General features: G+C 47.8%; 15 protein-coding genes. 11 read left to right on the top strand and 4 right to left on the bottom strand.

Annotation, left to right across the window (positions count from 1 at the left end; translation table 11 throughout):
* Nucleotides 1–2 precede the first annotated feature (2 nt).
* Both ACO1NU_RS07865 and ACO1NU_RS07860 read left to right on the top strand, forming a co-directional pair.
* Nucleotides 3–3,233: an error-prone DNA polymerase gene (locus ACO1NU_RS07865; RefSeq protein WP_448817928.1), complete on the top strand. Its 3,231-nt coding sequence runs from the start codon at nt 3–5 to the stop codon at nt 3,231–3,233.
* Between the two features lie 138 nt (nt 3,234–3,371).
* The gene (locus ACO1NU_RS07860) at nt 3,372–3,863 is read left to right on the top strand and encodes a VOC family protein (RefSeq protein ID WP_448817927.1); all 492 of its coding nucleotides are present in this window, start codon (nt 3,372–3,374) and stop codon (nt 3,861–3,863) included.
* 55 nt (nt 3,864–3,918) lie between these two features.
* On the opposite strand, the gene ACO1NU_RS07855 is transcribed toward ACO1NU_RS07860, so the two are convergent.
* Nucleotides 3,919–5,151: a PAS domain S-box protein gene (locus tag ACO1NU_RS07855; protein ID WP_448817926.1), complete on the bottom strand. Its 1,233-nt coding sequence runs from the start codon at nt 5,149–5,151 to the stop codon at nt 3,919–3,921.
* A gap of 168 nt (nt 5,152–5,319) precedes the next feature.
* Between ACO1NU_RS07855 and ACO1NU_RS07850 the strand changes: the two genes are divergently transcribed.
* Both ACO1NU_RS07850 and ACO1NU_RS07845 read left to right on the top strand, forming a co-directional pair.
* The gene (locus tag ACO1NU_RS07850) at nt 5,320–5,457 is read left to right on the top strand and encodes a hypothetical protein (protein WP_448817925.1); all 138 of its coding nucleotides are present in this window, start codon (nt 5,320–5,322) and stop codon (nt 5,455–5,457) included.
* Between the two features lie 106 nt (nt 5,458–5,563).
* A complete protein-coding gene (locus ACO1NU_RS07845) occupies nt 5,564–8,641 on the top strand; it encodes an ATP-binding protein (RefSeq protein WP_448817924.1) in 3,078 nt (1,025 codons plus the stop codon).
* Here ACO1NU_RS07845 and ACO1NU_RS07840 read toward each other — a convergent pair.
* On the bottom strand, nt 8,638–9,603 hold the full coding sequence (locus ACO1NU_RS07840; protein WP_448817923.1) for a YihY/virulence factor BrkB family protein: 966 nt from the start codon (nt 9,601–9,603) through the stop codon (nt 8,638–8,640). The genes ACO1NU_RS07845 and ACO1NU_RS07840 overlap by 4 nt on opposite strands.
* A gap of 528 nt (nt 9,604–10,131) precedes the next feature.
* On the opposite strand from ACO1NU_RS07840, the gene nirB reads away from it, so the two are divergent.
* Genes nirB through ACO1NU_RS07820 form a run of 4 tightly spaced genes read left to right on the top strand, consistent with a single transcriptional unit; the run spans nt 10,132 to nt 14,319 of the window.
* Entirely contained in the window at nt 10,132–12,642 is a 2,511-nt protein-coding gene (gene nirB, locus ACO1NU_RS07835; protein ID WP_448817922.1) for a nitrite reductase large subunit NirB, read from the top strand.
* 15 nt (nt 12,643–12,657) lie between these two features.
* Entirely contained in the window at nt 12,658–13,050 is a 393-nt protein-coding gene (gene nirD, locus ACO1NU_RS07830) for a nitrite reductase small subunit NirD (RefSeq protein ID WP_448817921.1), read from the top strand.
* A gap of 25 nt (nt 13,051–13,075) precedes the next feature.
* The gene (locus tag ACO1NU_RS07825) at nt 13,076–13,900 is read left to right on the top strand and encodes a formate/nitrite transporter family protein (protein WP_448817920.1); all 825 of its coding nucleotides are present in this window, start codon (nt 13,076–13,078) and stop codon (nt 13,898–13,900) included.
* Between the two features lie 8 nt (nt 13,901–13,908).
* On the top strand, nt 13,909–14,319 hold the full coding sequence (locus ACO1NU_RS07820) for a hypothetical protein (RefSeq protein ID WP_448817919.1): 411 nt from the start codon (nt 13,909–13,911) through the stop codon (nt 14,317–14,319).
* Here ACO1NU_RS07820 and ACO1NU_RS07815 read toward each other — a convergent pair.
* Nucleotides 14,316–14,972 carry a Crp/Fnr family transcriptional regulator gene (locus ACO1NU_RS07815; protein ID WP_448817918.1) on the bottom strand — a complete coding sequence of 219 codons (657 nt, stop codon included), beginning with the start codon at nt 14,970–14,972 and terminating at the stop codon, nt 14,316–14,318. The genes ACO1NU_RS07820 and ACO1NU_RS07815 overlap by 4 nt on opposite strands.
* A 145-nt stretch (nt 14,973–15,117) precedes the next feature.
* On the opposite strand from ACO1NU_RS07815, the gene ACO1NU_RS07810 reads away from it, so the two are divergent.
* Both ACO1NU_RS07810 and ACO1NU_RS07805 read left to right on the top strand, forming a co-directional pair.
* Nucleotides 15,118–15,570, top strand: coding sequence for a DinB family protein (locus ACO1NU_RS07810; RefSeq protein WP_448817917.1), 453 nt, complete (start codon nt 15,118–15,120; stop codon nt 15,568–15,570).
* 106 nt (nt 15,571–15,676) lie between these two features.
* A complete protein-coding gene (locus ACO1NU_RS07805; protein ID WP_448817916.1) occupies nt 15,677–16,543 on the top strand; it encodes a lysophospholipid acyltransferase family protein in 867 nt (288 codons plus the stop codon).
* Here the strand turns inward: ACO1NU_RS07805 and ACO1NU_RS07800 are convergent.
* Nucleotides 16,540–19,476 carry an FAD-binding and (Fe-S)-binding domain-containing protein gene (locus ACO1NU_RS07800; RefSeq protein WP_448817915.1) on the bottom strand — a complete coding sequence of 979 codons (2,937 nt, stop codon included), beginning with the start codon at nt 19,474–19,476 and terminating at the stop codon, nt 16,540–16,542. The two genes, ACO1NU_RS07805 and ACO1NU_RS07800, sit on opposite strands and share 4 nt — an antisense overlap.
* Nucleotides 19,477–19,639: 163 nt before the next feature.
* Between ACO1NU_RS07800 and ACO1NU_RS07795 the strand changes: the two genes are divergently transcribed.
* Nucleotides 19,640–20,467, top strand: coding sequence for a 2-oxoadipate dioxygenase/decarboxylase family protein (locus tag ACO1NU_RS07795; protein WP_448817914.1), 828 nt, complete (start codon nt 19,640–19,642; stop codon nt 20,465–20,467).
* The last annotated feature ends 2 nt before the right edge of the window (nt 20,468–20,469 follow it).

Below are 20,469 nucleotides of genomic sequence, written 5' to 3'. Positions count from 1 at the left end.
AGATGAATTATAGTGAGTTACAGGTAACTTCCAACTTCAGCTTCCTGCGTGGAGCTTCCCACCCTGATGAGCTGGTTAGTCAGGCTGATGCTTTTGGATATAAAAAAATAGCCATTACAGATCGCAATACGCTGGCAGGCATCGTACGGGCACACGTGGCCGCCAGGGAAAAGAATATTGAGATCATTCCTGCATGCCGCCTGGATCTTCTGGATGGCCCTTCCTTGCTCGCTTATCCTACCGATAAGGAAGCCTATGGCCGTCTGTCTGCCCTGCTGACCAAAGGGAACCTGCGGGCAGAGAAAGGAGACTGTCATCTCTATCGGGAGGATGTCTATCAGCATGCCAAAGGGATCATCTTTATTTCCCCGATGCCTAAATCGCTCAACAGGCAATTCCGCTTTGAAGAATCTTTCACAACCGCTATAGAGGAGTACCGCGAAGCACTCGGGAAGCAACTGTATTTATCGGCCACGCGCTCTTACCTGGGGGATGATGATAAGAGGATCTTCCGCATCGAACAACTGTCCCGGCAACTGGATATCCCCTTTGTTGCAACGAACGATGTGCATTATCATCATCCGTCCCGCCGTGAACTGCAGGATGTGCTGACCTGTGTCAGGCAGAAGTGCAGCATCCACGAGGCTGGCTTTCGCTTGTTCCAGAATTCAGAACGGTATATCAAGCTCGTGGAAGAGATGCACCGTTTATTCCGCAGGTATCCGGATGCTATACGCCATGCCCTCCTAATTTCAGAAGCCTGCACGTTTTCTTTGGATGAGCTGCAGTATGTGTATCCTGTAGAGATCAACGCCAACGGAAGGACTCCTCTTGCTGAGCTGGAACACCTCACCTGGAAGGGGGCGCATGAGATCTACGGGCCGTCCATTCCGCAGAAGATAAGGGATACGCTGAATAAAGAGCTGGAATACATACGGCAGATGGATTATGCCAACTACTTTCTCTTTGTAGAAGATATTGTGAGGGAAGCACGAAGCAGGGGTATTCTCTGTCAGGGGCGCGGCTCTGCTGCCAATTCTGCGGTTTGCTTCTGTCTGGGTATAACGTCTGTGGACCCTGCAAAATTTGATCTCCTCTTTGAGCGGTTTATCTCCTCAGAGCGGAATGAACCTCCTGATATTGATGTCGACTTTGAGCATGAACGTCGCGAGGAAATTATTCAGTATGTCTATACGAAGTATGGGCGCGACCGTGCGGCGATTGTGGCCACCGTAACGCAGCAGCACCAGAAAGGGGCTATCCGCGATGTAGGTAAGGCCATGGGCTTATCTGTAGATACCATTAACCGCCTCTCCAACTCATTATGGGAGTTTACGGACGAATGGTTTGAAGGGAAGCGGCTGACCGAACAGGGACTGAATCCCGCAGATCCGCATTTAAAGAAGACGCTTGAACTGACGGCTCAAATGATGGGATTCCCGCGCCAGCTGGGGCAGCATACAGGTGGTTTTGTCGTTACCCAGGGTAAGCTGACGGATTTATGTCCCATCCTGAATGCAAGGATGGACAAGCGAACCAATATCGAGTGGAACAAGGACGATATTGATGCTCTGGGTTTTCTGAAGGTCGATATCCTGGCATTGGGAATGCTGACCTGCATCCGTAAAGCTTTTGATCTCTGTAAAAAGCACTATGGCCTGGATCTTACCCTGGCCAATATCCCGCAGGATGATAAGCGGGTCTACGATATGATCAGTATGGCCGATACGCTGGGTGTTTTCCAGATTGAGAGCCGCGCGCAGATGTCTATGCTGCCCCGGTTGAAACCTGAGAAGTTTTATGACCTGGTGATTGAAGTGGCCATCGTTCGCCCCGGACCGATACAAGGCGATATGGTGCACCCTTATCTCAGAAGACGAAATGGTGAAGAACCGGTTGAATATCCTTCGCCCGAGTTAAAAGAAATCCTTCACCGGACGCTCGGTGTTCCCCTGTTTCAGGAGCAGGCCATGAAGATTGCCATTGTCGCAGCTGGATTTACGCCTGCAGAAGCCGATGGTCTGCGCCGCAGTATGGCTACTTTTAAGTTTAAGGGACTGGTGAATCAATATGAAAAAAAGCTGATCAACGGTATGGTGGCCAATGGGTATACCGAAGAGTTTGCTAAAAAGATCTTCAAGCAGCTGGAGGGCTTTGGGAGTTACGGTTTTCCCGAAAGTCATGCGGCGAGTTTCGCCCTGCTGGTCTATGTATCTTCATGGCTGAAATGCCACTATCCGGATGCCTTTGCTGCTGCTTTGCTCAATAGTATGCCCATGGGTTTTTATCAGCCCGCACAGGTGGTCATCGATGCCCGGAAACATGAGGTAGAAGTGCGCCCTCCTGATATTAATTATTCTGAATGGGACAATCTGCTGGAGGAGAAGTCGGGAAGATATTATGCTATCAGGTTAGGATTCAGGCAGATCAAAGGCCTGGCTAAAGAAGAGATGGATCTGCTTGTTGCCCATCGAGGAGCCGGGTACAGCAGCATTACCGTCCTGAGAGATGCCGGTATATCCATGGGCAGCTTAGAGCGTTTGTCTGATGCCGACACCTTCCGGTCTATCGGATTAGACCGGAGAAAAGCATTGTGGGAGGTTTCTGCCCTGCAGGACATGCCGGTGCAGATATTCAAGGGGCAACCTTCGGAAAGCGTGTTGGAGACCCAGGTGGAACTCCCTTTAATGACCCCCGGCGAGCATGTGGTGCAGGATTATGCGACGGTGGGCCTATCTCTGAAGGCCCATCCGGTGAGCTTCATACGTCAGCAGCTGGAAATGCTTCGCATCCTGCCCACTAAGACAATCAACGAAGATATCCCCGATGGACAGCTTGTAAAGGTTGCCGGACTGGTGCTCGTCAGGCAGCGGCCCGGAACTGCCGGGGGTGTTTGTTTTATTACCATTGAAGATGAAACAGGATTCAGCAATTTGGTCGTTTTTGAAAAGCTTTTTGAGACCTACCGGAAAGAGATCTTGCAGGCCAGGCTGCTGATGGTAGAAGGTAAGCTTCAGCGGGAAGGAAAGGTGGTCCATGTAGTGGTTCGTAAGTGTTTTGATCTGACAAAGCTGCTTGGCAAGCTTGTTCAGCGATCAGAAGATGACATGTCGGTCTTGCCATCGTCTGCTCCGGCTCCAGGGACCGTCCCCTATACTGCGCAAAATAAACGCACCCAGGTGCGTGAGCAGGTGGCTCACGACTCATTCCACAAAGGGCGGAACTTTAAATAAGCAGATTAAGATGATCAAAACCAGAAGATCTTCCTGACCCTGGCTGCTATGTTTTATTATGCAAACCCAAGGAAAAGATTAATTAGATTTGTAATAGCTGCGATAGTCTGCATTAGTCTGTAAAATCTGATTGCATATATGGAATCCTACAAAATACCTGCTAAAACACGCATCGGTCATGTTCATCTCAAAGTAGCCGATCTGGAACGCTCACTGGCATTTTACCGTGATCTGCTTGGCTTTGAAGTAACCATGATGTACGGGAGTCAGGCGGCGTTTATATCCGCAGGCGGGTATCACCACCACATCGGCTTGAATACCTGGCACAGCAGAGGCGCCGGCAGGGCTGATCAGAATAGTGTCGGTTTGTACCATACCGCGATCGTTTATCCTACAAGAAAAGATCTGGCCATCCTGTTCAAACGTCTCTACGCAAGTGGGTACCCATTAACAGGTGCCAGTGATCACGGCGTTTCTGAGGCGATTTATCTGGACGACCCTGACGGGAATGGGGTAGAACTCTACTGGGATCGCCCACAGGAACAATGGCCTCATCAAGCCGATGGCTCCCTTGAAATGTACACCCGGGCTCTGGATATCAAAGATCTGCTTAGCGAGATAGAGAAATAAATCGGAGTCAAAAAGAAACGGCGTTTATACACGCATGGCAGTTCACAGCGTAGATTTACTCCGTGCTCTCTTCAGCGATTTTTCTGGTGATGAGATCCAGCTCCGCCGCACATACGCCGATCAGGTTATGAATCTCTCTGAGATCCGCAGGAAGATCCATTTCGCTGCTGATTTGTACTAGACTGATGATGGAAGCAACCGGTTTTCTCAAGGCGTGCGAATTAGTCCAGGCAATATTTTTTAATACACGGTTTTGTTCCCTGATCTTTTCGTCTGCCGCCTTTCTTTCGGTAATTATCGTTTGAATCGACACATACCGCATAACGTTGTTGTTCTGATCATAAACAGGGGAAAATGTCATGTCTATCCAGTATTCTTCGCCACCTTTGGTATAATTGAGAATTTCAAAATTTTTAAACTCTCTGTTGTTCAGTGAGTTGATAATGTCGGCCTGAATGGAAGCGTCTGTCTTTGGTCCATGGAGAAAATACGGCGTGCGACCTTTTACCTCTTCCAGCGTGTATCCTGTATGACGGATAAAGGCCTCATTCACCCAGGTAATCCGGGCAGAAGAATCGGTAATGATCGCCAGATTGTTTATTCTGTCGATCACTTCTGCCAACCGCTCTTTCTCCTCCAGCGTCTCTTTCAGCTGTTGAATATGCGACTCCAGTAATTTCTTATTCTCTTGTTCGGCTATATACAACTCGTTGAGCTTGCGCTCCTGCATCTCCTGAATCGTGACATCTTGTGCAATGACCAGCACACTGTCACGATCCCTGAATCTGATCTTCCGTGAGGTAACGTTTACCATAATGACCTGGCCGTCTTTTTTGATATGCTCCCAATATCCCGATGATTTGTAGCTTTGGGCCACTTGATTTGCGGAAGTCCTCACCTGGTCGTGGACTTCCGGTCTACGGATATCGAATATGGTCATACTCAGAAATTCCTTGCGGGTATATCCGTAATGATCTTCTGCAGCTTTATTTACATCCATGAACCTGAGGGTTTCCCTGTCGTAGATCCAGAGGGGGAAGGGACTGGCCTTAAATACACTGATATATTCACTGGCATAACGGAGCCGGGATTTACGCTGTTTCTTTATTACATAGAATAAGGAGAAGGAGATGATGATGATCAGCAGGATGTCGAGCGCCAGCTTTAAATAGGCTTCGGGCACATGGACAGCTCTCGCTACGAACTCGACACCGGTTTCCCGTGCAATTAGCCACAATATTAATGTCAGGGCATTAATAATAGCAATTTTTTCAGGAGATAGCTTCATACAGGTCCGGCCGGATTTGTTTTTATAGTTCAAGGGTACAGCTCATGGTCAGTAACGTATACAGCATACAGACGTTTTGGGTTTCATGTTTCTGTTAGAATCAATAAGTTCTCTTGGTATTCCTATATGGAGTAACGGGAAATAGTGTGAAAAGGTTTATCATATAGCATGTCTGATATAAATCAGATCGATGATAAAAGGAGAGAAGATGTCGATAGCACTATGCATACATTCCGGGCAGGAACACCCAGAGCGGCCGGTAAACTGCTTGCCGGTACGTCCTCTGGCTGCGATCAGGACGCTTAGTGCTTCATTGACAAACAATTTGACCCTAAAGATTATTAAGATCGTTATAAAATCCGTTTATTTGCGACCGCGCTGGCGTGCTCTTACTTAATATCCATTACATATCGTGTCGACATATAAATTCTTGAAGGGTGGTGCCAAAACTGGTGCGCTCCTGCGTTCTACGGATTGGTCTGAGACCTCACTGGGTGCTCCTGATACCTGGCCTGAAAGTTTGAAGATGTCGGTCAGCATCAGCATTAATTCCGGCTTTCCTATTGCCATCTATTGGGGGGCTGATCATACTATCCTGTATAATGATGCATACAGTTCTATCCCCGGCGATAAGCATCCCTGGGCGCTGGGAAAACCGGGAGCTGTGGCATGGTCGGAAATCTGGGATGTGCTGGATGAGGAGTTTAAGCGTGTACTTTACTCTGGGGATTCGATCAGGAGACCAGATGCATTGCTGCTGATGAACCGCTTTGGCTATACCGAGGAATGCTATTTTGACTATACCCTTTCCCCAATCATCGACACTGAAGGTAATATTGGAGGGGTATTCAACGCCGTAATTGAAACCACCTACAGGGTGATCAATGACCGCAGAAATGTGGTGATCCAGAATTTTATCGCCGAACTGGAATCGCCTGAAAGCATATCCTCCGGATTGGAGATCGCTTTAAGGATATTATCCGCAGCGAAAGAAGATATACCCTTTTCGCTGATATACACCCACGTGGATGGTTATCACCACGATTTTCATCTTGCAGGTTATACCGGAATATCTGAGGAAGTGGCCTCGAGCTCTCACTGGCCGCTGATGCGTGACATCAGTTTTGCCGAACCTGTGCAGATCAGTTCTATTCAGGATCATCTCAAGGTGCCTGTAAGCAGTATTTGGGAGGAGGACTGTTGTGAAGCTTTAATTGTGCCGATCAGCAAGGGGAATAACGTCAGCGGATATATTGTTGCCGGAGTTTCCCCCAGAAAGAAGCTCGATGCCGATTATGTGCTTTTCCTTAAGACTATAGGGACAAACGTAGGAACCCTGTTAAACAACGGGTATGCCTATCAGCAAAGTAATATGTTGCAGCGGGAACAGGCCCTCAATGAGGAATTGGCTGCCGCCAATGAAGAATTGGGTGCTATCAATGACGCCTTGCAGCAAACCCAGCAGAGCCTGAGTGAACTGAATGAGAAGCTCGAAGAGCGGGTCGCCAGCCGAACAATGGCTCTGTCAATAAGTGAGGCAGAGCAGCAGGCATTGAATGAAGAGCTTACTGCTACAAATGAAGAGCTTGTCACGATCAACGAGGAACTTGAACATTCGCAGCATGACCTCCAGGAGATGGTCGCCCGCCTGGCAGAAAGTGAATCTAGAATTCGTTTTATGGTTGCTGACGCGCCGGTTGCTATCGGCGTACTGACGGGTCGTGAGCTTCTGATTGAATCGGCCAACCGTAAGATCCTCGAAGTGTGGGGCAAAAGCGAGGCTATCATTGGTTTGCATTTGACGGAAGCCTTGCCTGAGATCGAGGGGCAGCCTTTTCTTGAGATTCTTGACAATGTTTTTGTGAGCGGTCAGGCGTACTATGGCACTGAATATTTGGCCCGCCTGGTCCGTAAGGGTGTGTTAGAGGATGTTTATTTTAATTTCGTCTACCATCCGATGAAAGACCATAACGGCAAAACGATCAGTATCATGGTCGTCGCAACCGAGGTGACAGAACAGGTCCTGTCCAAGCGGATTGTAGAAGCGAGTGAAAAACGCTTCCGCTTCCTGCTGAATACTATTCCTCAGCAGGTGTGGACTGCAAAGCCTGACGGTTCTCTTGATTATGTAAACGATATTGTAGCCACCGACTTCGGTTATACAGCTGAGGAAGTAGCGCTCCATGGCTGGCAGAAGTTTGTTCATCCGGACGATTTTGATATACCTCAGCAGGTCTGGCAGGCAGCGCTCCAGTCAGGAGAAGCCTATCAGCAGGAGTTTCGTCTTTTGTTTCACGATGGGGTTTACCGCTGGCACCTTGCAAGGGCACTTCCGCTCATCGAAGACGGGGAGATCAAGCTCTGGTTGGGTACGAATACGAATATCGATATGCAGAAAGATAACGAACGCCGAAAGGACGAGTTTCTGTCTATCGCCAGTCATGAACTGAAAACACCACTTACCAGCGTAAAAGCGTTCAATCAGCTGATGAAACGTACGACAGACGCGGAGAAGCTGATTGGTTTTGTGCAGAAGTCTTCAGATCATATCACTCGTCTTGAAAAACTTATCAGCGATCTTCTGGATGTTAGCAAGATCAACGCCGGGAAGCTGAATTATTCCATGAGTCCTTTCTCGTTCAGTAAAATGCTTCAGGACAGCATCGAAAGCGTTCAGCATATGAGCGCTTCGCATGAGATCATCCTGGGAGAAGTGACCGATGTGCTTTATACGGGCGATCAGTTCCGCCTCGAGCAGGTGATGAACAATGTGCTCTCCAATGCGGTGAAGTACTCTCCTGAGGGTAAAAAGGTGATCGTGAACAGCAGAATCGAGCAGGGTAACATCGTTGTTTCTGTGCGGGATTTTGGAATCGGAATCGCAAAAGGAGACCTTGATCGCCTGTTCGACAGGTATTACAGGGTGGATAATACCGCCATGCGTTTTGAAGGACTTGGATTGGGACTCTTTATTTCCTCTGAAATATTGAAGCGTCATAAAGGAAGTTTCTGGATAGAGAGTGAGCTTCATGTAGGTTCTACCTTTTATTTTATGCTTCCCCTGGATAAAGATCACGTGGTAAAACCGCTGAGCCGGACGAATCACCACTACCAGGATGAAAAGGTCAGCATTGTCTACAATGAGCTCAAGCATCGTCTGGAAGCAGATTGGACCGGCTATCAGAGCCTTGAATCTGTTCAGAACGGCTGTCTGCGGATGCTGGAAATGATGAAAGAGAAGCAATGTTTCAAGATCATTAATGACAATACCCATGTATCGGGTACCTGGTCTGATGCTTCTGATTGGGCAGGAAAAAATTGGCTTCCTCTTATGGAGGAAGCCGGATTAAGGTATTTTGCCTGGATATTCTCGCCGAGTGCCTTTGCGCAGCTCTCGGCAAGGAAGACGGTGGATGTGATGGAAGGAAGTGTAGAAATTCAGTTCTTCAACAACGTTGAAGAGGCTCGGGAATGGATTGACAAATGCTAATTTTCCTGATCATCGGACCTCTTCTGCGGCGGTAACACGTCGACGTCCTTCTCCGTTTCTTTTTGTTCTACGTGAACGGCATAGTCCGCAGGTTCAATTCGTGCGCCGGTAAATTGTGCATATGCCTGTGTGAACTCCGCTCCGAAGTACAAAATAGCCGCCGTATAGTAAACCCAGAGCAAGATCACGATAAGTGATCCTGCAGCGCCATATGCAGAACCGGTACTTGTTTTCTCTATATAGATGCCGATGATTACTCGGCCCAGCATAAATAACAGGGCTGTAAAGATAGCGCCGGCTCTGACGCCTTTCCAGCTGATCTTCACGTCGGGTAATACCTTGAAAATAACTCCAAAGAGAATGGTGATTACCACAAAACTGATGGACGCGTTGATGATGTTGAAGAGGATCACGGTTACATCAGGAAGAAGGCTTTTTAGCTTGTCGCTTAGAGCGAGCAGCATTCCGTTTACCATCAGCGAAACGATCAGCAGGAAGCCGATGCTGACAATGAGGGATGAAGACAGTAGTCGGTCTTTGATCAGTTTTACCCATCCTCTTTTGGGTTTTGCTTTCACTTTCCATATGGTGTTGATTGAATCCTGCATTTCTCCGAAAACAGTCGTTGCTCCGACAAGCAGGGTCACAAATCCGATGATCACGGATAAGGTGGTTTGTCCGGACTTCTCCAGGTTCTTGATCATGTCTTGAATTTGCCTGGCAGCCTCGTTACCTACCAGTCCGTTGATCTCCGAGAAAACCTGACCCTGAATGGCTTCTTTTCCGAGGAACACACCTGCCAGGGAAATGATCAGGAGGAGGAGCGGAGCGAGCGAGAATATGGTATAATAGGCAAGCGATGCACTTAGCTTCATTGCCTTATCGTCTGAAAATCCGGAAATGGCGTCTTTCATGATGGTAAAACCATCTTTGAAGCGCTGTTTGCTTATTAATTTGCTCATAGTAGATGATGTCAAGGTCTTTGACAATTAGTAACAGCTCCATCAAATTAAATGTTTAGTGTCAATCCATTTTATATCAGCCCGGCCTATTTGCGATCGGACTGGGTCGGGTTTGATCATGCCCTGATCTGGTGGAAAAGGCTGTTTGTTTTTCTAAAATATTCAGGAGTTCTTTGATTTCAGGTCCTTTTTAGTCTGTTTTTTATTGGTTATATGATCTATTCTGGGTTATTTCTTCTTATTTGAGGTAGTATTAGTCGAAAGTTTGTTGTAAATGTCATAAAAATGGCTAGTTATATTGTTTTAGTCTTTATTTTCTGCTAAAATTTGTTGTATTAGTTTGAGATTTTGATAAAAATTACTGGTTTATGTGATATTTATCATGTATGTGTTGATTGTATCGACTTTCTGTGGTTATATTGTCATTGTAATTACAATAAAGTCAGATTTTAGATAGTTTTAAGTTGTAATTACTGTACTTGAAGAATAAGAATAAATAAAAAGTGGATGTTTTCTAATAAAATCAGGATGAAAGTACCAGTTATTGTAATTATAGGAAACGGAATGGTTGGCTTTAAGCTCTGTGAGAAGCTGAGAGCTAAAAATAGTTTGTTTAAAATAGTTGTTTTTGGTGAAGAACCGCGAAGAGCATACGATAGGGTTCATCTTAGCGAATATTTTAGCGGAAAATCCGCTGACGATCTTGCCCTTTCTACTGCAGATTGGTACAGGGATCATGATATTCAGCTTCATCTGAATGAATCGGTCGTATCAGTCGATAAGAAAACTAAACAAGTCTATACATGTAAGGGGACAAGCCTGCACTATGATTTTCTGGTCCTGGCTACCGGATCATCCGCTTTTGTTCCAGACATTCCCGGTGTGGAGAAGGAAGGTGTGTTTGTGTACAGGACGATTGAAGATCTGGATCTGATTAGAGATTATACACGAAACAAGCGAATAGGTGCCGTATTGGGCGGGGGACTTCTTGGTCTGGAAGCAGCTAAGGCGCTGCTGGATCTGGAAGTCGAAAAGACCCATGTTATTGAGTTTGCCTCAAGGCTGATGCCCCGTCAGATCGATGATGCCGGAAGTGAGATATTGAAGTCGAAGCTGGAGGAGTTGGGTCTGGAAATTCACTTAAATAAGGCAACGACCAGCATTGAAGGGGAGGGGCGTATTTCCTCTTTAAAGTTTAGCGATCATACGGAGCTCGCAGTCGATATTCTGGTTATATCAGCAGGAATACGTCCCCGTGATGAACTGGCCAGATCATGCGGACTAGAGGTTGGTCTTCGCGGCGGTGTTCTGGTTGATGCCAGGATGCAAACAAGCGATCCTTTCATTTATGCGATCGGGGAATGCGCTCTTTATGATCATATGATCTATGGACTCATTGCCCCGGGTTACGAGATGGCTGAAGTGCTTGCCTCGAACCTGTGTGGTGGAGAAAAGACTTTCAAGGGCTTTGATATGAGTACCAAGCTGAAGCTGATCGGTGTTGATGTGGCCAGCTTCGGTGATCCTTTCATTGCAGACCCCGACTGCCGTACCATTCTGTTTGAAGATACACACAAGGGTACCTACAAGCGTATTAACATCAGCCATGATGGAAAGCTGCTCTTAGGCGGGGTCTTGATTGGCGATGCCTCCAACTATAATATGCTCTTGCAAACCGTTAACAACCGGATTGCTCTTCCACCTAATCCGGAAGACCTGATCCTGGGGGCTGGACGGTCTGCGGAGGCTCCGGGTGCCGGTGTTTCTGCTCTGCCGGATGACGCACTAATCTGCAGCTGTGAGGGAGTGACGAAGGGTGCAATCTGCCATTCGGTAGCCGAAGGCGGCTGCGAGTCGGTAGATGCTATTAAAAAGTGCACCGGAGCGGGAACTGGCTGTGGCGGTTGTGTGCCGATGATCAAGGATCTGATGGTGTACACGATGAAGTCGCAGGGCAAATACGTCAGGAACGTCATCTGTGAACACTTCAACTACAGTCGCCAGGAACTATATGATTTGGTCAGGATTCACGAGCTGAAGAGCTATGATGCGGTGCTCGATACGGTAGGCAAGGGCGACGGATGTGAGGTATGTAAGCCGCTGGTGTCATCGCTTTTAGCCAGTATATGGAATGAAATGATCCTGAAGAGAGGGAATGACGTTGCGCAGGATAGCAACGACCGCTTTCTGGCGAATATCCAGAAGGGCGGCTCCTATTCAGTAGTGCCCAGGATTCCCGGAGGAGAGATCACGCCGGATAAGCTGATGGTTATTGCGCAGGTGGCAAAGAAGTACGACCTGTACACCAAGATCACAGGTGGGCAGCGCATTGATATGTTTGGAGCGCATTTGAACGACCTGCCACTGATCTGGGAGGAGCTGATTGCTGCCGGCTTTGAAAGCGGACATGCGTATGGCAAGGGATTGCGGACGGTGAAGAGCTGCGTGGGAAGTACCTGGTGCCGTTTCGGGCTTCATGACAGCGTAAGCTTTGCTATAGAAATTGAAGAGCGATACCGTGGACTGCGTGCGCCGCATAAGTTTAAGTCGGCGGTAAGTGGGTGTATCCGTGAGTGTGCGGAGGCACAAAGCAAGGATTTCGGGATCATTGCTACTGAGAAAGGCTGGAATCTGTATGTATGCGGCAACGGGGGTAGTAAACCTCAGCATGCGCTTCTCCTCGCATCTGATCTGGATAGTGCTACCTGCATCCGGTATATCGACCGCTTCCTGATGTTTTATATCCAAACGGCCGATCCCCTGACGCGGACGGCAACCTGGCTGAACAAAATGGAAGGTGGCATTGAATACCTGCGGAATGTAGTGGTGCATGATAGCCTGAAAATGGCCGAAGCCTGGGAGGCTCAGATAGAAGAGCTCCTCAAGGCCTACACCTGCGAGTGGAAAAATGCTGTAGACGATCCTGAGATCAGGAAGCGTTTCAGTCATTTCGTAAATGCGCCGGAAGAGAAAGATCCCTCTATTGTATTTGAAGAAATGCGCGGTCAGAAGAAGGCCGCTGATTGGATAGTCGCTTAACTTATAAAGAAGAAAATGATGAATGTATCAGAGAAATGGTTTGCAGCATGCAGAGTTGAAGACGCGCCTGAAAATGGTGGAATCTGTGTAAAAGCAGGAGGTGAACAGATCGCGCTTTTTTATTTTAAACGCCGGAATGAGTGGTATGCCACTCAGAATGAATGCCCCCACAGGAAGCAGATGGCGCTAAGTCGCGGCATGATCGGATCTTGTCATGAGGAGCCGAAAGTGGCTTGTCCATTCCATAAAAAGACCTTCTCTCTGGCCACCGGCGAGTGTCTGAGTGGTGATGAGTGTTCGATCCGAACCTATGCGGTGAAGGTGGAAGACGGGCTGGTATATGTTGCTCTCGGTCAGGAAGCCCCGGCCAGCCAGCACGTGTATGCGGGACTGGAAACAGGAAATTAATTACGAACCTTTAATACGATTAGCAATGGATTATGTATCTCCAAAAGAAGTAGCTGTTACCATGATGCAGGCCGCAGTTACCAAATCATCTCTGCAGGTCAGGGATCTGCTTATCCGTGGATGTCTGTCAGGAGCCTTGCTGGCCATATCAGTCACGCTGGCCTGTCTGGCTACCTCCCAAACGGGCTTCTCTCTCATCGGGGCGCTTGTATTTCCGGTGGGCTTTATTATCATTGTGCTGCTTGGTCTTGAGCTGGTAACGGGTAGTTTTTCCCTGGTGCCACTTGCGTACTTTGAAAGGTCTATCAGTGGGGGAACGATGCTGCGAAACCTGTTCTGGGTTTTTACCGGGAACCTGATCGGGAGTGTTGCTTTTGCTGTGTTGTTCTGGTGTGCTACTTCTGAGATGGGCACCGTTGCGGTGGCAGGACCTATTGAAAAGATGCTGGTGACTATCGCTGAACGAAAGACGATCGGCTATGCAGCCCATGGGGGAGCAGGCTTGTTTTCGGCATTCATTAAGGCGATACTCTGCAACTGGATGGTGTGTATGGGCGTAGTGATGGCTATGACTTCTCAATCTACCGTGGGCAAGATTATCGCAGCTGGAATTCCCATATTTATATTTTTTGCTCTTGGTTATGAGCATGCCGTAGTGAACATGTTTGTAATCCCCGCGGGTATGATGTTTGGTGCCGATGTGAGCCTGAGCGACTGGTGGTTGTATAACCAGCTTATTGTTACATTAGGAAATATTATTGGGGGCTTGTTGTTCACGGGAATGGCAATATTTTATACATTTGGCAAGAAGAGTGACCGTCTTAGTTCGACACCTTCCAATTCATTATAACCAATAATATGACACTTAAAACCTTAAAATCAATCTTCTGTGTTGCCTTCGCTCTGACGGCTCTGCATGCTAAATCACAAACTACCGCTCCTTCTGGTGTTAAGCCATCATTATGGGATGGTTTTGTTGTCGCCGGATATGTTGATGATGGTGCATACGTTAATTTCGGCGGTCCAAGTATTAAGTACACTAAAAAACCTGTTGTTCTGTCGCTGGGAATGTTGCCGGGCCTTCGGATCAAAGAAGATAAAGTGCCTGCGGGAAGTACTTCGAACTCGACCATTATGCCTTCGTTGGGGCTTGGACTTACTGCTTCGTACAAGCACTTAGCTGTTCAGGTGCCGCTATATTATACCAATAAATCAGCGGCTAAAGATGGCAAGTGGCATCCGGGTGTCGGAATCGGGTATAAGTTTTAAGAAGCTGTATTTTCCTGCGTGAGGACCTGAAGTCTGGCGAGTTCGGGGATGCGGATCCTCTTCTGGTGAAGGGCGATCAGGTTCTCCTGCAGCAATTCGTTCATGGTCCGGAATACGGTTTCGTAAGTGGCACCGGTAAAGGCAGCCAGGTCATTGCGGCTGAGGTCGATATTGATACACTGATTGTCGTCTGTTCCGAAGAGCTGACTGAGGTGGATTAGTGCACCCGCCAGTCGGCTTTTTACAGATTTCAACGCCAGGTCTCTCATTCTCTTTTCGGAATGCTGCAGTTCGTCTGCTAAGAATAGCATCAGGCGGTAAGCAAAATCGTGGTTTACTCTTAAGGTAGACAGGAAGAAGTCGAGCTCTACAAAACACACGACGCTGGGTACGAGTGCCGTTGCCGAGATAGGAAAGGTGTCGATGTTGTTGCTGAGACCTCTATGACCGATGATCGCTCCTTCTGTGGCGAATCTGACGATTAGCTCTTTGTTTCCCCATTTCTTGTGAACCTTGACCGTGCCACTGTAAACGAAGTAAATCCCGTTGACAGGCTGACCTTCCGTGATAATGGTTTCCCCTTTTTTTACGATGAAATTTTTACGGTGCTTATCCAGGGCAGGTTTCCAGTCGGGTAATATGAGCTGGCACATCAGGCATTTCTGTAAATCGCAGGGTTTATTGCACGTTTTCATGTAAAAAGAGAAAGAAGATCTCAAAGATGTTAATATTTCTGATTTTACTTGATTTAATCTGTTATTTTTAACCCTATCCTTGCTATATTTAAGAAAAAAAGTCATGTCTACCGCAATGCATCAAATGTGGGTCTACAATGACTGGGCTAACAGACGCGTTCTGGACACCCTGTATGCGCTTGGTCCGGATCTTCCATATTCCTGCCTTCATCTGATCAGCCATATCGTCAATACCCAGGTTGTTTGGTTAAGTAGAATGAAGGGGATACCCGTACGTCTGAAGCCCTGGGATGATCACACCATTTCTGAATGCAGGGCTCTGCATGAACAATCGTCGGGGGGACTGAAAGATTGTGTAGAGACGAATATGGAAGGGTTTACCTATAACGTTAGCTATACGAACACCCAGGGGCTGAAATACCAGAATAATCTTCAGGACATTCTAATGCATACCTTTAATCACGCCACCTATCATCGCGCGCAGATTGCTCTGGAACTCAGGCGGCACGGGTTTGCTCCTCCGGTGACAGATTATATTCAATTCATGAGAGATTAAATAGCAGGAAAAGTGCTTATTATGTCAAATTGCTGGCGGGGAAGTCAGGTGAGAGCGGTTTTTGATAATTTTGTCCTGCTGGATGCAATGTTCCGGATCTCAGGCAATGAAAAAAATTTTATTCTTAATCACGAAATCCCTTCTCTATCTCTTGTCCCTTCTTCCGATACGTGTGCTGTATCTTCTTTCTGATGTGCTCTACTTTTTCCTGTATCGCGTGTTTAAGTATCGTAAGAAGGTCGTGTTTGAAAACCTGCAGAAGTCATTTCCGGCGAAGTCGCCAGAAGAGATTCAGCACATCGCCCGTGATTTCTATAAGTTTCTCTGCGACCAGATCCTGGAGTCGGTGAAGATGCTGACGATTTCGGAAGAGACGTTGAAAAAGCATTTCCGGATTAACAATTTGGACGAGCTGAACCGCCATTTCGAAAGTAATAAATCTGTACTTGCAGTGACCGGTCACTATGGCAACTGGGAGTGGGGAGCGCTGATCCTTTCCGTATGGGCGAAGAACCCGGTACTTATCGTATATAAGCCTATCAGCAATAAACTCTTTGAAGGTCTCATCAACAAGGTGAGGAGCCGGTTTAATGCGGCGCTTGTGCCGATGAAAAGTACTTTGAGGAAGATCAGTCAGTATAAAAACGACCCGTATGTGGCGGTTCTGGTCAGTGACCAGACGCCTGCCAAATCAGAAATAAATTATTTTACCAAGTTCCTGAATCAGCAAACCCCCGTGTTTCTGGGTGTGGAGAAGCTCGCTAAAATGACCCGGGACGCGGTGGTATACTGCCACATCAACCGGTACAAGCGTGGTTATTACGAGTGTACGTTTGAAACGCTTTTTGAAGAACCGCATCTGACGTCTGAACGCGAGATCACAGAGTGTTATACTCGGAAGCTGGAGGAAAACATCTTGAAAAAGCCCGAACTTTGGCTGTGGTCGCACAGAAGATGGAAGTATGCGGTTTAGCAGGGAGGCTTGCTTAACAGTGCCTCGTACAGGATCTCTACAGGATGAAGGGCCTCCCGTCCTGATCCATCCAGGATCTGATGTCTGCAGCTTGTGCCTGTTGCGGCAATGAGCGTGTTGGCTGATGCTGCCCTTACAGCAGGGAGCAGAACGAGTTCAGCGATATCCATGGATATCTGGTAGTGTTCTTTCTCCATTCCAAATGAACCAGCCATGCCACAGCATCCGGAGGGGATTGTTTCAACCTGATAATTGGGGGGCAGGCTGAGGCATTTCGCTGAAGCACTCAGCGACGATATTGCCTTTTGCTGGCAGTGCCCATGAAGTTTGATAGCTTTTGAGTCCTGGTGGAAGATCGCCGGGTCTATATTTCCTTTATCTGCCTCCATGGTTATAAACTCATCTATTAAATACGTATGGCGCGCCAGTAAACGCGTCTGATCGAGTAGGTCTTCATCTACAAGGTCCGGATACTCATCACGGAAGGTCAGGATAGCGGATGGTTCCAGTCCGATCAGCGGGGTTTCTGCGCTGATCTGGCCAGCCAGAAAGCGGACGTTTCTGTTGGCGATGTCTTTTGCCTTACGCAGGAAGCCTTTGGAGAGCCAGGTGCGGCCACTTTCCAGATGCTCGTGCATGAGTACCTCAAATCCCATCTGCTCCAGCAGCAGGATGGCTTTCATGCCGATAACTGTGTCGACGTAATTGCTGAATTCATCGAAGAAGAAGTAGACTTTTCTTTCGGAGCGCAGGGCTGAGTTTCGTCGGCGCCGGTACCAGCTCTTCAGCGTGAGAGGATGCAGCTTAGGGATTGTTCTCGCAGGGGCGAATCCGGCAAGGGATTTCAGAGGGGTGGACGACAGATAGTTGTATACAATGGGAAGCAGGCTGCCGAGGCGTGAAATCATGCCGAAACCGGCGATGATGCGTGAGCGGAAGGGCACACCGTTGGCGTCGTGGTATTGCTGCAGGAACTCGGCTTTAAGTTTGGCCATGTCGACATTTGAAGGGCATTCAGACTTGCAGCCTTTGCAGCTCAGGCAAAGGTCCATTACCTCCATGATCTCCTTGTGGTCAAAACGGTTGATCTTGTCTGAGTGGGTCAGGAACTCACGCAAAACGTTAGCCCGTCCTCTTGTTGTGTCTTTTTCATTCCGGGTTGCCATGTATGAAGGGCACATTGTCCCGCCGGATAAATGAAGCTTCCGGCAGTCTCCCGAACCGTTACATTGTTCCGCATGCTGCAGGATGTTCTGCCCCTGGAAGCGAAATACCGTCTTGATCTCCGGTGTAGTCTGTCCTGGTTCGTAGCGGAGCATGGTGTTCATAGGAGGGGTATCCGTTATCTTTCCGGGATTAAAGATATGAGCAGGGTCCCAGGTGTCTTTAATCGTTTTGAACAGCTGATAATTAAGGGGACCTACCATGTAGGGGATGAATTCTCCGCGGAGGCGACCGTCTCCATGTTCTCCCGACAGGGAGCCGCGGTATTTTTTGACCAGTTCTGCAATTTCAGCGGCGATTGTTTTGAAGAGCTGGTTGCCTGATTCTGTCTTCAGGTTGATGATCGGTCTCAGATGAAGCTCTCCCGCACCCGCATGGGCATAATGGACGGAATACAGATCATGTTTTTTGAGGATATCATTGAAGTCGCGGATGTAGTCTGCCAGGTCATCCAGATCAACGGCGGTGTCTTCGATGACTGGAACAGCCTTCTCATCACCAGGCAAGTTGCTGAGTAAACCCAGTCCGGCTTTCCGAAGTTCCCAAACCTTATTGCAATCTTCGTTGAGTACAAGAGGAAAATGGTAGCCGAGCTCCTTTTGCTGAAGCTGCTCAGTTAGCCGCATGCTTATTTCCCTGAGTTCCTCGGGCGTGTTCCTGATAAATTCGACCATCAGGATGGCGCCAGGATTCCCCTGGATAAAGAAGCGGTTTTTGCGTTGGTTGATGTTGTCTTTAGTGCAATCCAGGATGTAATGATCCATCAGTTCGCAGGCGGTAGGATGGAAGCGCATGGCAATGACGTTGGCCTGCAGTGCTTCCTTAACCGATTTGAAGTGCGCACATAGCAGGCCTTTGTTGCCGGCCGGAAGGGGAACCAGGTTCAACTTGATTTCATTGGCGAAAGCAAGTGTTCCCTCGGAACCCGCGATGATGTCGCAGAGGCTGATGCTATTGTTCGCACCTCCGAAGAGCGTGGCGTGCAGCAGCATGTCGACCGCATAACCCGTATTTCTACGCTGGATTTTAGACCGGGGGAACTCTCTTCGTATTTCTTCCTGGACAGCAGGTTCGGATAACAGGCTGTACGTTTTCCGGTAGATCTCTGATTCCAGGTCATCGCCCTTGCATTTGTCGAGAAATTCTGCCTCGTTCAGGCTGTTAAATACGGCATCTGATCCATCACTCAATATCGCTTTGATCTCCAGTATGTGCTCCCTTGTGCTTCCGTAAATGATGGAATTTGCTCCGCAGCTGTTGTTGCCAACCATGCCTCCGATCATTGCCCTGTTAGCCGTCGAGGTTTCGGGGGCAAAGAATAAACCAAAGGGTTTTAAAAAGATGTTCAGGACGTCTCTGATGACGCCAGGTTGCACGCGCACCCAGCGTTCGGCGACGTTCAGTTCCAGGATATTTGCGAAGTGTCTGGATAGATCAACAACGATTCCGTTGCCTACAACCTGACCGGCAAGAGAGGTACCGCCGCATCTGAAAATGAGGCCTGCTTTTTCGCTTTGGGCGAAGCGGATGATTTTCCTGATATCGTCTGTGTTTTTTGGGACAACTACCGCCAGCGGGAGTTCACGGTACGCGGAAGCATCCGTGGCGTACAGGATGCGCTGGAGGAGCTGGTGGTGTACTTCTCCGGAAAGCTCCCGCCGCAGATCATTGAGTTTGGTCGTTATGTTGAAGTCCTCGTTGGCTATCATATCTTCTATGATCTTAAGGTAGAAAAAATCATTCTTAGTATAAAGCTATATTATTTGTGTCAGTCTGCCTGATATTTTTTATTTAAATGTATTATTGATTGAAAAAATAGCTATATTGAATCAAAATAATTCATTTAATACGTTATTTAAATAAACCTGACATATGGAAAAGGACCAGTTGCTCGACTTATTATGGAATCAGTACACGCTGCTTACCCCATCAGCAAAGCTGATCCGCGGTGTTTTTGAAGACCGGGCGGAACAGGTGCAGAACGATCATATTGCCTTGAGGACGTTTGATGACGAGAGAGTGAATATTTCCGTGATTGCGGCACCTTTTGTCAGGTTGGGATATGTAAAGAAGGGTGAATATGAGTTTAAGGAGAAGAAGCTTTTTGCTCATCATTATGAACATGCAGAAGACCCCTCGGCTCCGAAGATCTTTATCAGTCAGCTTTTGCTTGGCCAGTGTTCTGCGGATGTGCAGCGAATCGTATCGAAGGCCTTGGATCAGATTGACTACACCAAACTGGATCTGGACACGCTGATGCTGAAAGGCCGCCTATGGGAGATCTCTGCTGAGGAGTATGATCTGCTGCAGAAGGAGTCAGAGTATGCCTCATGGATGTATATTTTCGGCTTCTGTGCAAATCACTTTACCGTGTTTGTTAACGAACTGAAGACACTGGGCAGTTTGCAGGAGGTGAACTCGCTTCTGAAAGAGAAAGGGTTTAAGCTGAATGACGCAGGTGGCGAAATTAAGGGTAGTCCGGGGGAATACCTGGAGCAGTCGAGCACTATTGCTGACCAGATTCCGGTTTCTTTTGGTTCTGATTCGAAGAATATTCCGAGTTGTTATTATGAATTCGCCAGGCGTTATCCGCTGCCGGACGGAACGATTTACCAGGGATTTATCGCGGCCTCTGCAGATAAAATATTTGAGAGTACGAATGTTTCACTGGTAGACAAGGTTCTATCAAATAGCAAGTAGGT

This window comes from Arcticibacter sp. (genome assembly GCF_053551015.1).
Note: the sequence above shows the minus strand (reverse complement) of the source record. Positions and strands in the feature narration are given on the sequence as shown.